This is a genomic window from Gillisia hiemivivida (assembly GCF_007997295.1).
GTDB classification, from domain to species: Bacteria; Bacteroidota; Bacteroidia; order Flavobacteriales; family Flavobacteriaceae; genus Gillisia; species Gillisia hiemivivida.
The window spans coordinates 112,006-126,715 of the sequence record NZ_VORY01000002.1; the positions used below are offsets into that span (position 1 = coordinate 112,006).

Here is a 14,710-nt window from a genome sequence, read left to right on the forward strand (position 1 = left end):
TTATAGTATTTATTTTAAAGTTGATTCTGTATTAATTGGTAATAAAAACCTTGCCGTGATAGCAGTTCCTGATGATTACCTTCTTCGACTACCTTACCTTTATGCATGACTAGAATTTGATCAGCATTTTTTACCGTGGACAATCGATGAGCTATTATGACTACAGTTTTGTTTTTATAAAACTGATTTAAATTTTCAGTAATTACTTTTTCATTTTCCGCATCCAGAGAACTAGTTGCTTCATCGAAGAACAGATAATCAGGATTCTTATAAATTGCTCTTGCAATAAGTAATCTTTGCTTTTCTCCTCCGCTTAATAGCTGGCCTTGCTCCCCAATTTTAGTCTGATATTTAAATGGCAGTTCATCAATGAAATTCGACAAATTTGCCAGTTTCACTGCTTTTTCAATTTCGTGTTGGTTCACAGGCTCTTGGGATTTAGATTCTGTAATGTTTCTTTCTATGGTATCATTGAAAAGTATTCCATCTTGTAATACCGCGCCACAAACCTGTCTCCATTTGTCTGCTTTAATATTCTCAAGATTTTGATCTCCAATGCTAATTTTTCCTTCAATGGGGTTATAAATTTTTAGTAATAATTTCAGAAGTGTTGTTTTACCCGAACCACTGGCACCGACAATGGCAGTAACTTTACCTTGAGCTATGGTTATAGAAATATTATGAAGTATAGATCTTGAACTTATGGGATTGAATTTAAAACTTACGTTTTTAAACACTATGTCACCAGGATCCATATAAAATCCGCTATAAGCATTTTTAACTTCAGGTTCTTGATTATGAATTTCGGATAACCTATCTAAAGAAAGTCTGGCTCTTTGATAACCTACAAGGAAATCCATGCTGTTTGAAATGGGAACATATAAACTTCCAACGATAAATTGAATCGCAAGCATAGTACCTAAGCTAATTTCTCCTGTTATTACAGCCTTTGCAGACCAGAATATTATAAGGATACTCGTAAATTCATTAATAAATTTACCTCCATTGATTTGTGCCTGATCTACTCTCAAAATACTTGACTGCAGCCCAAAAAGCTGGGTTTGGTTGATTCTCCATTCAGATTTTCTTCTTTCCTCAGAATTATTTAGTTTGATTTCCAAAACACTTAATATTATTTGAAGGAATAAGGACTGGTCTTTTCGATTTAAATCGAATAGCTGATGATCCAGCACCTCCTTTTTCTTCATAAATAACAATGACCATCCCATAAACAAAATGGTTCCGGTAATAAAAATCATTAAAATGGAAGTATTAAAAATTCCCAGGATAATAGCAAAAATGAAAATTGTGAGTAGATCAAATAGAATTGTAAGTGATCTTCCACTTAAAAATTCCTCTATTCTTTGATGATCATAAATACGCTGCATAAAATCCCCGGTAGTTTTAGAATCGAAAAAGGTTATGGGAAGTTTTAGAATCTTATCAAGGTAATCGGAAATCATTGCGATTGTAACCTTAGTTCCAATATGTAATAATATCCAATCCCTTATAATTCCTGAAGCAGATCTTACAAGAAATAAAAAAAGTTGCGCTATAACGATGAGGGATATAAAATCAATATTCTCGTAATTAATACCGTAATCAACGATACTTTGAGTTAGAAAAGGTAGGATTAACTGAACAACAGAAGCGATGAACAATCCTAAAAAAACCTGATAGATATTTTTCTTATACGGTTTCAGATAATCGATTAGAAATCCTAAACCCTGTGCTTTGTTTTCTTCTAAATCTAGAGCGCCAAAATTTTGATTAGGTTCGGCCAAGAGCAATACGCCTTCATTATTTTTTTCAACCCAGCTATTCCGAAATTCAGTATGAGAGTATTTCATTCGTCCTAGAGCAGGATCTGATACAAAAACATTCCTTTTATCTGTTCTATAAACTACCAGAAAATGATTGTTTGACCAATGAGCGATTGCAGGAAGCGGGACTTCATGAAGAAGCTCCTGAACAGTTGCCTTAATCCCTATGGAATCCATCCCTATTCTTTTTAAGGCATCTGAAAGACCCGCCAAGGACACACCTCCTTTTTGAAGACAAGATATTTCTCTGAGATAATTCAAATTATAATTTCCACCATAAAAATCTGTAATTATCTTTAGGCAGGTTGGACCGCAGTCCATCTGATCGAGCTGGCGATAAACGGGAAAATTATTAGCTCCAAACATATTATAAAATTGAAAGTCAGAACACTAAATTAATTTAGAAAAATGATATCTGTAGACGAACTAACTATCCATTTATAAATGACGGTAAATTCAACTAAAATTTATGTATCTATCTATTGGGGAAAATAGATGTTATTTTGGGGGAGAAAGGAAATATACTTAAAGTATGTAGCTTTGTAAATAATTTGATAACTATCAAATTTATAAAAAAAGTGAATACTATATCATAAGTTTAAAAAAGAATAATAGTATTCTTTAAAAAGAATCTATATCGTGCTAAAAACCTCTAAGAATAAAGAGCTTTTACCCCACAATTAGATCATTAGCATCATCTAAAACAGAATTATCAAAACTTTTAAGGTAAATTTCAGTGGTCTTCAAGGAATGGTGGCCTAAGCCCTCACTGATTATTTCAGTCGAAACACCCATGTTCTTAGCAATAGTAGCCCATGAATGCCGGATGTAATATGAAGTGATTTTTTCTTCAATTCCTGCATCTTCAGCAATTTTTTTAAGCAATTTATTCACCAATCTTCTATCAGATTTGTATTTTGTAAAATTGTTTACTGAACCATCATAACCTATTGGAAAAATAAAATCATCTTTATCTTTACCTTTAATATAATAACTGAGTATTTCAGCAAATTCGGTAGTTATCTTAACCGATAACGGATCGCCTGTTTTACTTCGACCGTAAAATATCCTCTTATTAGTAATATTTTTCACTCTCAATTTTGCTAAATCTATAAGATTCATCCCTCTACCATTAAACATACTCAGAAGATAGTTTTTTGTATGCCAAAGATTAGAGTTTTCTTTATATCGCAAATTTCTTATAGCAATAATCTTTTCTTTTGATAAAGCTTTCTTTTTAGTCCTACCAGTAGTTGGAATTTTATAATTAAAAAATGGGCTTTTTATTGGTATAAACCTATCTTCCTTGATGGCACTATTATAAATTGCACGAGCAGCTCGAATGTAGGAACTTATTCCATTGTTGGAGTTTCCTCTTGAAACATGTTCCATTTCAAATTCTTTAAGAAAGGAAACCGTTATCTGATAAAGCTTTACCGGTTTACCATTGTTGAATTGTGTGAAAGCATTAATGGAATCTTGATACCATTTCGCTGTAGCCGGCTTATTGGCTTTCAATTTTCGATTTATCAGAATTTGTCCCCATTCATCCAATCTAATTTCATTAGATAAATCTTTTTTGATTTTAGAATCAAGTTGCTCATCCCAGGACATTTTAATATTCTCTACCAATGTATCAACGGAAATAATATTTATAGTCTCTCCAAGTTTGTTAATAGTAGATTTTGCTATATGTAATTTGTTATAAATTGAGGTGTTGATTACATCACAATCCAAATCTTTATTTGCAGCAACCGATTTTTTAAGTGCCATACTTTTATCATCCCATCCTGCTCTCGAAGTACTATAAGAAAGTCGAATCATCCTAGGTTTCTTGTGAAAAATTCTAATTACAATTGGAAATAGGCCTTCATTCGTACTTTTGGACTTAGATCGGGTGTCGAGAATCAGTCTTGCTTTTGCCATTTCAAACTCTTTTAATAATATAAATTTAGCTAAAATTACGCACACTTTACGCACACATATTCCTGAACACAAATGTGATTAAACGAGTACAAAATTTACTAAAATATTGATAACCAATATTTTAGATTATATATTTTGCTTAAGTGTTTGAAAATTCACCGCCTTCTAAGCAGGCGGTCCCAGGTTCGAATCCTGGCGCGATCACTTTGTAATTAAAAGCCCTTGTTTTTACAAGGGCTTTTTTAGTTTTAATTTTTCTTCTGTCCAATATCACAATGTTTAGGGATCAAGCCTGTTTATTCTGTTATTTCAAACTTAATCTTCTACTCTTTTTTTACCAATAACTTAGTGTCAATCTTTGAGCCGTTTCAATTCCTCTAAAAGTTTGAACTCTCTTAAATAAATGTCAAAGTGGACCTATTTCAGTAATAAGCTTCGATTAATTTATAAATTTAAGAATATAATTTTTATTTAATTCGTTGTAGACCTTGTAAACAATAGGTTTCGAGTTTTTAAATAATTAAATCTTACTAATTTATGAACTCAGACTTAACCGAAATATCAGAATTATCAGAAAAATCGATTAAGCTCATATTAACAATAGTTGAAAATGAAATTGAAATTAATGCATCTCTTCCCGGAGGAGGGATTTTGCATATAGAGAAAGAACTACCCTATTTAATTATTTACCGGCAGATACCAAATGATCCAGAAACTCATAGAATGGTCATTAGTGAATCATCATATTTAATAATTGGCACGTCAGATTTTACTGGGTATCAAAAATTGTTATTTGAACTATCTAATTTATTGTCGACAAAATTCAAATCTTACTTATTACTAGAGCTATATTCTGGAGAACAAACTAGTACAAGTTTTATTCTAAAAGGTCCAGAAAAGAAATTACCCACAACTCTTAAAGTACTTAAAGAAGAATTGGATTCTATAAATTCAACATTTTCTGGACTATACTTAAAAACTGAAATCAAAGACACCACCCATAGACAAGCGAAGGGCGAAAAAGAGCTTTTAAGTATTGAGGAAGCCAAACAATGTGGAGCGCTGGTACTGGGTCTCGAAATCCCTCCTATTTACCGGGATGAAACTTTTAAAACCTATCCTGTATTCTTCAGAAATTTCAGAGATTTTATAAATAGAGCGGTACACATTGCTATTTTTGATTACATCAGGGTACAAACTTCGTGTGGTGTAGCTAGTTTTAATGCGCTTGGAAGAAAATATTTAAAAGAGAAAGTTTTCGAGATCGATAAAAAACTCGCAGACATTGAAAATTCATTTCAATTTTTGTGGCTGGTCTCTCCAATAAATATTCATGAAATTAAGGAGACTTTTATTGAAAGTAAGTACAAGAAATTATTGGATTATCATTACAGATTGCTCCCAATAGATCCAGATGTCCTTAAGCGTAAACTTTACAATCTCAAGATCGAAGATATAGACGATCCTGCAATGTCTTATCTCTTCAGAGAAAAAAGAGAGGAGCTAGATCAGCAAATTACAATGTTAAGCGAGAGGGGTACTAAGAATTTCCTATATGACAGTGTGAGGTTATACCAAGGAATAAATCCTCATTTATTTAGCGAGGCAAAACAAATTCTTGAAAAAATACCTGAAGTAGCATATACTGAAACCGATCAAACCTTGGATTGCAAAGCTTTTAGTAGTCTCGCCAGAAAAGAATTTGATTTCTTCAGAAATCAAGATGAAAATTTTAAATGCAAAGTACACATTCGCAAAGATGTGAATATTATGATGGTTTCTCAAGGGGAACTTTATATTCCAGAAGATTATAAATTAAGTGAAATTGATGCCAAGGGTCTTATCCAGCATGAAGTAGGAACACATGTGCTTACCTATCATAATGGTCTACAACAACCCTTGAAACAACTAAGTATAGGACTGGCAGATTATGATCCGCTACAAGAAGGATTGGCTGTAATGTCTGAATATCTTGTGGATGCACTTACTCCAAATAGGCTTAGAACACTTGCGGGAAGAGTGATAGCTGGAGAGGCAGTTAAACAAGGAGGCGATTTTCAAGAGATCTTTAGGCTACTTACTCTTACTTACGATTTTTCTCCGGAAAGAGCTTTTAATATCACTTCCAGAATTATGCAAGGAGGTGGTTTTTTGAAAGATATTATTTACTTGAAAGGATTGGTAGACCTAAGAAAATACTTGCAGGAAGGTGGCGATTATGAATCTTTACTAACTGGAAAATTTGCTTTGAAACACACTAAGATCATAGAAGAACTAACAGATAGAAAAGTGCTTAAAACTGGCACGTTACGCCCAAGCTATCTCCTAAATGAAGAATCAGCTAAAAGAATTAAATTAATCAGAGACGGGCTACCTATCTCGCAAATGATAACCAAATGAAAATATGTTTTGTAGTAAATGGTATTGATACAGAAACCTGTGGTACCACAGTATATATTATGTTTGAAGCTTTAAAAAGAAAACATGAAGTACATATGATGGGAGTTGGGGATTTCAACTTTAAACATGACGAAGCAATAAGTATAAATAGTGTTTCTCTATCCAAAAATGTAGATCCAAAATCTCCGGAAGAATATTTGGAGTTATTGCAAAGTGAGAAGGCTAAAAAGAAGACTATTGTTGCAAAAGATCTTGATGTATTGTTTATAAGAAATAATCCTACAGAAGAAGGGAGTTCCAGACAATGGGCAGAACAAGCGGGAGTTGCTTTTGGAAGAATGATACAACAAGAGGGAGTCTTAGTTTTAAATGATGCTTATGCCCTATCCAATGCATTTATAGATAAGCTTTATTTTGAAGAGCTTCCAAGTAGTATTAAACCAGCTTCTTTAATTACAAGAAAAAAGGAAGATATTTTAGATTTCTTTGAGAAGCATAAGAAGAAAATGGTTTTGAAACCACTGGAAGGTTCTGGAGGAAAAGATGTGTATTTAATAGATAAAAATGAAAAAAACCTGAATCAGATAATCGAAAATATAACACAACAAGGATATGTAATTGCTCAGGAATTTCTTCCTGCAGTTAAAGATGGAGATGTTCGTGTTTTACTCATGAATGGTCGGGTAATGGAAAAAGATGGTAATTATGGTATAATTCGTCGTGTTGCGGGAAAAGGTGAGTTTAGAAGTAATTTCGCCTTAGGAGCTTCTGCAGATAGCAGTCCATTAACAGATGCTATAAAAAAGATTATAGATATTACAGCTCCAAAATTAATTAGAGACGGATTATTTTTTGTTGGTTTAGACATAGTAAAAGATAAATTAATTGAGATCAATGTCTTAAGTCCAGGTGGATTGGATCATTTTAAAGATATTGGTTTACCAGATTTTAGTGATGTAATTGTGGAGTCTATCGAGAAAAAAGTGGAATATAAAAGATTATATGGTAATACAATTTCCAATAGGGAATTAGCTACTATGGCCTAAATCAAGAACCTCGAGGCAAGCCCGCCTGAATGTTTCGGGCAAGCCTCGGGGGAATTAAACCCTTAATGAGGGATTAAAACATTGAACTATGGAAAACAACTCCAGAATAATAGGGAAATATTCAAGTGGAAACAAAGGAGCATTATTATTTATAACTGCGGCGGTTCATGGTAATGAGCCTTCTGGGGTAGAAGCATTAAGGCGAGTATTTACGGCTTTAGAGAATATTAAACCAAAAATAAATGGATGTATCGTTGGGGTTTTAGGAAATAAGTTAGCCCTAGAGAGAGATGTTCGTTATATAGACGAGGATTTAAATAGGACTTGGACAGAAGACAATATAATCCAAAATAAAAAAGAGACAAGTGAGCAGCGGGAAACGCTAGAAATAATTGAGGTTTTAGAGCAATTCCCAGAAGCTGAATATTCCAAACGCTATTTTATGGATTGCCATACGACCTCTTCAGATAGTTTGCCCTATGTTTCGGTTCAATTGGTAAACGACAATAACAAATGGGCGCAAAATTTCCCTACCTATATAGTTCAAGGATTTAGTGACATTGTATATGGGGCGATCGATCACTATTTAAGTAGAATAGGTTTAACAGGTTTTACTTTTGAAGCGGGCCAACATACTAATAAAAATTCTACCGAAAATCATGAAGGTATGATGTGGCTTGCACTGAAGGAAGCTTGTGATTTAGACCTTACCCAAATCCCCGAATATCCTTTATGTGTAGAAAAGTTTTCAGTGAAAAATGCACCAGATCAAAAAACCTTTAGAATAATCTATAGACACGGACTTGAAGAAAATGATACCTTCAAAATGAAATCTGGATTTAATAATTTTCAGAAAATATATAAAGGAGATCTTATAGCTTTACAAAATGGCAAGAAAATAAAAAGTGAATGGGATGCACGAATATTTATGCCACTATACCAATCTCAAGGGAATGATGGCTTTTTTGTTATTGAGGAAGTAAAATAAAAATGGTTCATCTTAAAAAATCAATAAGGGTTAGTAATGTCACTAACCTTTATTGATTCTACCAGGATAAGTTCTATTCCATGAATTGAATTAAGTATTTGATAACTATAGAATTTTCCCGCTCGGTTCCTGCAAGAGCACCAAATCTTGCTGTCACGATTTAAGCTTTTCATACCCAGATATCGCCAGATTTTGATCAGCTGTTAAGTTAGTGGAAAGTGAAAATAGACATGCTTCTAAGATGATAGAATAGTAACACCCTGAGACCTGTGATAAAAAATGATCTAGCGTAGGATATTGACGTAGTAAAGATGCTGAAACGAGTTCAGATGACGGAATTTAATATCAGTATCGTCACCCTGAACTGGTTTCAGGGTCTCTTATTTTGGGGAAAACTCAATAAATCCTATTTACAAACATAGGATGACGTCTTTTAACAATTTATGACACTAAACGGACAATAAAAACAAATTTAATCAATTTAAAAATTCAATACATACTGGGGTCATGACTGCCAATTTTTTACCTGTTTCGGTTAATTTACCAGTTTCTATATCAATCTTAAAACTTACAAGATCGTTGGAATCCTGATTGGCTACATACAAAAATGTTCCATCTGGAGAGATGGCGAAATTTCTTGGAGTAGCCCCCTGGGTATTAGTAAAACCTATATTCTGCAGGGTACCTGTTTTTTGGTTTATAAGAAATGCTGCAATACTGTTATGCCCCCGGTTAGATACATATAGAAAGTCACCTGAAGGATGTACATGTATGTCTGCTGCAGAATTTTCTCCTTTAAAGTCTTCAGGTAAGGAAGAAATATCCTTGAGGTGGGTTAGCTTTCCACTTTGCTCTATTTTAAACGTACTTATACTTCCGTTGAGCTCATTGATAGTATAGGCATAATCATTCGATTTGGAAAAAGCAAAGTGTCTTGGTCCTGATCCTTCAGCAAGTTGAATGAAAGTTGTTTTGTTTGATTTTAATGATTTTGAATCGGGATCCAGATCAAAAATCCAAATACGATCATTACCAAGGTCTGTGATATAAACAAATTTATTATTTGAAGATATATTCACCGAATGTGGATTGGATCTTTCAGGATTTTCAAGGCTGATCTTCTGCAGCTTTTTCAGACTTCCATCAGCATTTTTCTCATACATCATCACCACTCCTCCTACATAATTGGCAACAAATACAAAGCGGCCAGATTGATCTTCTGCAATATAGCAAGGCGCAAAACTTTCAGTAGAAATACTTCCTGTTTGCTCCAAGCTGTGATCTTCATTAATTTTATAGGAATAGATCAATCCCGCCGGCCCATCATCTGGACCAAGTTCACTCACCGCATAAAGATATTTATTGTCACCCGAGGTTTTCACAAAGGAAGGATTAACTACACTGGCAACAGTTTCACCCATTTCCAAAGCTCCGGTCTCAGGCTTTTGATAAACCAAATAAATTCCTTCAGCCTGACCATTTACATGGCCCTCTTTTTTAGTGTAGGTTCCAATATAAATTGTATTCATTGTGGAGGTGGAATTAACAGCTACATCAGCTTTTTGTTCATCTTTTGTTTCGTTCTTACAGGAAGATAAAAAAAGTAGCATACATAAACTGCCTAAGAAAATTCTTTTCATTGTGAAATAATATTAACTAATTAAGCTGAGGCCTTTGATTCACCTCAAACAATAAATACTACCCCAAGATATAATTTTGATAACTGAGGACCAGATTTGCAAGCAGTAGAATCGTTAAAAAAATAATAAACAATATTAATAATATTCAATTAATGTTAAAAAGCAAAGATATCATAAAATAAAAGTCATTAGGCGCTTGGGTTATTCGCTAATATCGATATCTTTAAAAGGTATTAAATATAACATATAATTTAAACCACAATTATGAAAAAAACATTTTTAAGTTTAGCAATTGCAATTTTAGTTACAACAGGTTTTACTTCTTGCAAGGATGAAACTAAACTCGACAATCTCGAAGATAAACTTGAAAATCGTTCAGATGATTTAGAAGATGCTTCCGATGATATCGGTGATGCTGCTGATGACGTGGAAGAGGCAATAGATAATTTGAAAGACGCTTTAGAAGAAATAGATAATCCAGCTGATAGAGAACTAGTACGTGAAAGAGTGAATAAGATTTTTGATGAGATAGAATTAAATACGAATAAATAGTTTTTATTTTATACCAAAACACTTTTTTAGGTTGTGCAGATCTATTGCCAATTTTGAAATATAAAACTAGTATTTATACTATATAACTCTACTTAAACCCCTTGTAAAAGCAAGGGGTTTTTATTTTACAACCACTTCTTTCTTTTAAAATATAAGATCATTCCTATAAAAACCAAGATCATAAAACCCCAAAGCACATAATAACTGTATTTCCATTGTAATTCTGGCATATACTCGAAATTCATTCCGTAGATACCCGCCATAAAGGTTAAAGGAATAAATATGGACGCCATAATGGTTAACACTTTCATTACTTCGTTCATTTTATTGCTAATGGTAGTCATATACATATCCATTAACCCCCAAGTCATTTCTCTGTAGATCTCAATATTCTCTGAAACTTGGATGATATGATCGTACAAGTCCCGAATATAGTTCAGTGTTTTTTCCTGAATGAGTGTACTATCTATTTTCTCCAACCTACTAATTACTTCTCTCAAAGGAAATACTGCTCTCCGAATCCTGAGCACTGTTCTTTTTAGTTCCTGAATCTCAAAAGTAATATCATCGTTAGGTTGAGCAGTAAATAATTGCTCCTCTAAAGTTTCTATTTTATCGCTTATCTCTTCAATAACTACAAAATAATTATCTATAATAGCATCCAAAAGCGCAAATACAAGATAATCTGGCCCACTGTTTCTTAATCGACCTTTAGAGTTGGTTAAGCGTTCCCGAACAGCATTAAACACGTCGCCATCTGCTTCTTGGAATGTTAGAACGTGATCTTTCCCTATAACAATACTAATATGCTCATGTTCTAAAATGCCATTTTCCTTATGGTATAACATTTTGGCAACGATAAATAAGTAGTCCTGATATTCATCAATTTTAGGGCGCTGATTAGTATTTACAATATCCTCAATGATAAGGGGATGAAGTTTGTAATATTTCCCTAGCTTTTCAATTTCAGCAGTATTACTTAAACCATCTACATTTATCCAAGTAATTTTTTCCTCATTTTCAAATTTAAACGTGGCTTCCACATTATCAAAAATAAACCGTTCGTAGTTTACTTTATTGTAGTCTATAACCTCCACTTTAATTTCTGCGGATTCCTTTCTACCAACATAAGCAACGGTTCCTGGAGCTTTATTAAGTGCATTGGTAGATTTAGGTCTTCGCTGTAGGTGCCTATGTCGTTTTGCCATAAATTGAAAGTTTGCATAAAAATAACAAAGTTTTTCGTTTAAAGTGTTTCTCGAACTTTTTAGGCTAAGTTTTGCGATTCTACTTCGGAATACTTAAACCTATCTCCTATTTTTGCCACATGGAAGAAAAGCAACTTTTTGGTGCGTTAAAGGAATATTTTGGGTTCGATAGCTTTCGTCCTCTTCAGAAGAAAATTATAGATGCCGTTTTTAAAGGGAAAGACAATGTAGTGATCATGCCAACTGGTGGTGGTAAATCTATTTGCTATCAGTTGCCGGGAATCCTTTTGCCAAATATCACCCTTGTGATCTCTCCTTTAATCGCTCTAATGAAAGATCAAGTAGATGGCCTAAAAGTAAACGGGATTGCTGCAGCATATTTAAACAGCAGTCAGTCTGAAACCGAACAGCAGCAAATTATTGCTGACGTTGAAAAAAACGAACTGAAATTACTTTACGTTGCTCCAGAAAGTTTACAGTTTGTAGACAGATTTCTTACAGATGGAAAAGTGAGTTTAATTGCCATAGATGAAGCGCATTGTATCTCTAGTTGGGGCCATGATTTTAGGCCTGCCTATACTCAATTAGGTTATTTAAAAAAACGCTTCCCCTCTACTCCTGTTATTGCCTTAACCGCCACTGCAGATAAAGCAACGAGAAAAGATATTTGCCAACAGTTAAATATTCCTGATGCAAAAATACATGTAGCCTCTTTTGACAGAAAGAATCTTTCCCTGGAAGTGCGGCCTGGAACAAAGCGACTGGAACAAATTCTTCAGTTTACTGAAGGTCGAAAAAATGAAAGTGGAATAATATATTGTTTAAGCCGAAAGAATACTGAAGACGTTGCAGCTAAGTTAAAAGCGAATGGTTTAAAAGCCGAAGCATATCATGCAGGTTTAAGCCATTTAGAGCGAAGTAGAATTCAGGAGGATTTTATAAATGATAAACAACAGGTTATTTGCGCAACTATAGCTTTTGGGATGGGGATCGACAAATCCAATATTCGCTGGGTGATCCATTATAATATGCCAAAAAATCTGGAAGGTTATTATCAGGAGATCGGCCGTGCAGGGCGAGATGGATTGCCTTCAGAAACCATGCTTTTTCATAGTTATGCAGATGTGATCCAGCTTCAAAAATTTGCTGCTAACGCAAAAAATGAAGCAGTTCAAATGGCCAAACTGGACCGAATGAAACAATATTCTGAAGCACTTACCTGTAGAAGAAAAATTTTACTAAGCTATTTTGGCGAGTTAAAAAAAGAGGATTGCGGCAATTGTGATATCTGTAGGAACCCACCACAGTTTATGGATGGAACCTTAATCGCTCAAAAGGCGCTTTCGTGTATTTATCGCCTAAAAGGAAAAGAACCTATAACTGTATTGATAGATGTACTTAGAGGTGCGCAGAATGAGGGAGTCTTAGGAAAAGGCTATCAGGAGTTAAAAACTTATGGAATTGGAAAAGATATTTCTTGGAAAGATTGGCAACTTTATATAATTCAGCTTATCAATCTTGGGTATGTAGAGATCGCTTTTCATCTTCATAACCATCTTCAGCTAACTCCAATGGCCAAGGATATCTTATTCAATGGAGGCAAATTAGAGTTAGCAAAAAATCTGGATCAGAAAGAAATTCAGGCAGAACAATCTAAAACAACTAAAACTAAAGACAATAGTCTTTTCGAAAAACTTCGTCAACTGAGATTAGGTCTCGCACAAGAAGAAGGAATTCCAGCATATCTTATTTTTAATGATGCTACTTTAAAGGAAATGGAAAAAGAACGCCCAATGACCGATGAAGATTTTATCCAAATAAATGGAGTTGGGAGAAAGAAAATGGAGGATTATGGATATCAATTCATTAAAGAGATCATAGCTTTCAATAAAGAGAAACGCTTTAAGAAGAAACCTAAAAAATCTGGCAACTCACATAAAGAAACACTACAACTTTACACGGATGGACTTAGTGTAGAAGAGATCTCTGTGTCCAGAAAATTGGCGCCTTCTACCATTTATTCTCATCTTATAAAACTTTATGAGGAAGGTGAAAAAATAGATCTATTGCAATTAATTTCTAAAGCTGATGTGGATGCAGTAAGAAAAGCTAAAGATGAAATTGAAGATCCCAAAGGTTTGAAAACCTATTACGAATACTTTGATGAGGCCTTAGATTACTGGACTATTAAATTTGCATTAACGATCTTAGAAAAAGAAGAGAACTAAGAAATTATATAAATTCTATTTTGTGTAGAATTAATCCAGAAGCAGGTGCTATATAGGTCATTTGGTTATCTAAATCTGCTTTCAAACTTCTTTCTATGTCCTTTAAGCCTAATTCACCTTTTCCAAGTTGAATAAGCGTTCCCATCATTAACCTTATTTGGTATCTTAAAAAACCACTTCCTTTAACTACAAGAACATAGCTTTTTTCTGGAAAGAAATTGGCGGTGTAAATGGAGTTTTCTTGTATTTCAGAAAACACTACATCCCTTTCATATAAACTCTTACCAGAGGAGCGAACGCAGAAATTCTGAAAGTGATGCAAGCCTTCAAAAAGCTTCGCACCTTCCTTCATTAATTCTATATCTAAGGTATCTTGCAAATTGGTCATAAGCGGTGCGCAAAAAGGATGGTTCTTGTCACCAAAGGAAAATAGATAGTGATATTCCTTCTGTTTTGAATCCTGAATAATATTGAACTTCCCATCTACTTCCTGAATTTCTAAAGCTTTAATATCTGGAGGTAAGTTCTTATTCAATAATTTTAGAAATTCCGGAAGATCTTCTAGAGGTTCCTCTTCTAAAAACAACTCGAAAGCAGATTCGTTGGCAGATACCATTGCATCTGTTCGGCTAGAACCAAGAATCTTAAACCTACGATCTGGAAGAATAAATTTAAATGTTTTCTTAATAAGACCTTCTATGGTTTTAAAACCGGGCTGGCGTTGCCATCCGTGTAAACGATATCCTAAATATTGAATTTTTATAAGGTAATAAAAGCGTTTTGGCTGCAAATGGATTATTTTGTTGCGAAGATAGAGAAATATAGATAGCAGTATTAACTCATCAACAAGGACAGGAAGTAAATTTCTTAATAATACGTTAAATATATTTCAATATTTT

General features: G+C 33.8%; 10 protein-coding genes. 5 read left to right on the forward strand and 5 right to left on the reverse strand.

Annotated features, from left to right (window positions below):
* Positions 1–14: 14 nt before the first annotated feature.
* Both ES724_RS02770 and ES724_RS02775 read right to left on the reverse strand, forming a co-directional pair.
* Complete coding sequence (locus ES724_RS02770; RefSeq protein ID WP_146929264.1) at positions 15–2,189, reverse strand: peptidase domain-containing ABC transporter; 2,175 nt, start codon at positions 2,187–2,189, stop codon at positions 15–17.
* 303 nt (positions 2,190–2,492) lie between these two features.
* The gene (locus ES724_RS02775) at positions 2,493–3,749 is read right to left on the reverse strand and encodes a tyrosine-type recombinase/integrase (protein WP_146929267.1); all 1,257 of its coding nucleotides are present in this window, start codon (positions 3,747–3,749) and stop codon (positions 2,493–2,495) included.
* Between the two features lie 537 nt (positions 3,750–4,286).
* On the opposite strand from ES724_RS02775, the gene ES724_RS02780 reads away from it, so the two are divergent.
* From ES724_RS02780 to ES724_RS02790, 3 genes are all read left to right on the forward strand, one after another.
* Entirely contained in the window at positions 4,287–6,149 is a 1,863-nt protein-coding gene (locus ES724_RS02780; protein ID WP_146929270.1) for a flavohemoglobin expression-modulating QEGLA motif protein, read from the forward strand.
* On the forward strand, positions 6,146–7,195 hold the full coding sequence (locus tag ES724_RS02785; protein ID WP_146929273.1) for a glutathione synthetase: 1,050 nt from the start codon (positions 6,146–6,148) through the stop codon (positions 7,193–7,195). The genes ES724_RS02780 and ES724_RS02785 overlap by 4 nt, the downstream gene beginning before the upstream one ends.
* 88 nt (positions 7,196–7,283) lie before the next feature.
* Positions 7,284–8,183 (forward strand): M14 family metallopeptidase, encoded by a 900-nt coding sequence (locus ES724_RS02790; RefSeq protein WP_146929276.1) that lies wholly within the window; start codon positions 7,284–7,286, stop codon positions 8,181–8,183.
* A gap of 476 nt (positions 8,184–8,659) precedes the next feature.
* Here ES724_RS02790 and ES724_RS02795 read toward each other — a convergent pair whose 3' ends face one another.
* Positions 8,660–9,823, reverse strand: coding sequence for a lactonase family protein (locus tag ES724_RS02795; RefSeq protein ID WP_146929279.1), 1,164 nt, complete (start codon positions 9,821–9,823; stop codon positions 8,660–8,662).
* Positions 9,824–10,087: 264 nt separating this feature from the next.
* Here ES724_RS02795 and ES724_RS02800 point away from each other — a divergent pair, with 264 nt between their 5' ends.
* Positions 10,088–10,375 (forward strand): hypothetical protein, encoded by a 288-nt coding sequence (locus tag ES724_RS02800; protein WP_146929282.1) that lies wholly within the window; start codon positions 10,088–10,090, stop codon positions 10,373–10,375.
* A gap of 125 nt (positions 10,376–10,500) precedes the next feature.
* On the opposite strand, the gene corA is transcribed toward ES724_RS02800, so the two are convergent.
* Positions 10,501–11,583, reverse strand: a complete 1,083-nt coding sequence (gene corA, locus ES724_RS02805) for a magnesium/cobalt transporter CorA (RefSeq protein WP_146929285.1) — start codon at positions 11,581–11,583, stop codon at positions 10,501–10,503.
* Between the two features lie 119 nt (positions 11,584–11,702).
* Between corA and recQ the strand changes: the two genes are divergently transcribed.
* On the forward strand, positions 11,703–13,811 hold the full coding sequence (gene recQ, locus ES724_RS02810) for a DNA helicase RecQ (protein WP_146929288.1): 2,109 nt from the start codon (positions 11,703–11,705) through the stop codon (positions 13,809–13,811).
* Positions 13,812–13,815: 4 nt separating this feature from the next.
* Here the strand turns inward: recQ and ES724_RS02815 are convergent, their stop codons facing one another.
* Complete coding sequence (locus tag ES724_RS02815; RefSeq protein WP_146929291.1) at positions 13,816–14,601, reverse strand: tRNA pseudouridine synthase A; 786 nt, start codon at positions 14,599–14,601, stop codon at positions 13,816–13,818.
* Positions 14,602–14,710 lie beyond the last annotated feature (109 nt).

Bases quoted from the DNA above. Each gene is read 5' to 3' on its own strand.
- ES724_RS02770 (WP_146929264.1), bottom strand. From the start codon at position 2,189: ATGTTTGGAGCTAATAATTTTCCCGTTTATCGCCAGCTCGATCAGATG.
- ES724_RS02775 (WP_146929267.1), bottom strand. From the start codon at position 3,749: ATGGCAAAAGCAAGACTGATTCTCGACACCCGATCTAAGTCCAAAAGT.
- ES724_RS02780 (WP_146929270.1), top strand. From the start codon at position 4,287: ATGAACTCAGACTTAACCGAAATATCAGAATTATCAGAAAAATCGATT.
- ES724_RS02785 (WP_146929273.1), top strand. From the start codon at position 6,146: ATGAAAATATGTTTTGTAGTAAATGGTATTGATACAGAAACCTGTGGT.
- ES724_RS02790 (WP_146929276.1), top strand. From the start codon at position 7,284: ATGGAAAACAACTCCAGAATAATAGGGAAATATTCAAGTGGAAACAAA.
- ES724_RS02795 (WP_146929279.1), bottom strand. From the start codon at position 9,823: ATGAAAAGAATTTTCTTAGGCAGTTTATGTATGCTACTTTTTTTATCT.
- ES724_RS02800 (WP_146929282.1), top strand. From the start codon at position 10,088: ATGAAAAAAACATTTTTAAGTTTAGCAATTGCAATTTTAGTTACAACA.
- corA (WP_146929285.1), bottom strand. From the start codon at position 11,583: ATGGCAAAACGACATAGGCACCTACAGCGAAGACCTAAATCTACCAAT.
- recQ (WP_146929288.1), top strand. From the start codon at position 11,703: ATGGAAGAAAAGCAACTTTTTGGTGCGTTAAAGGAATATTTTGGGTTC.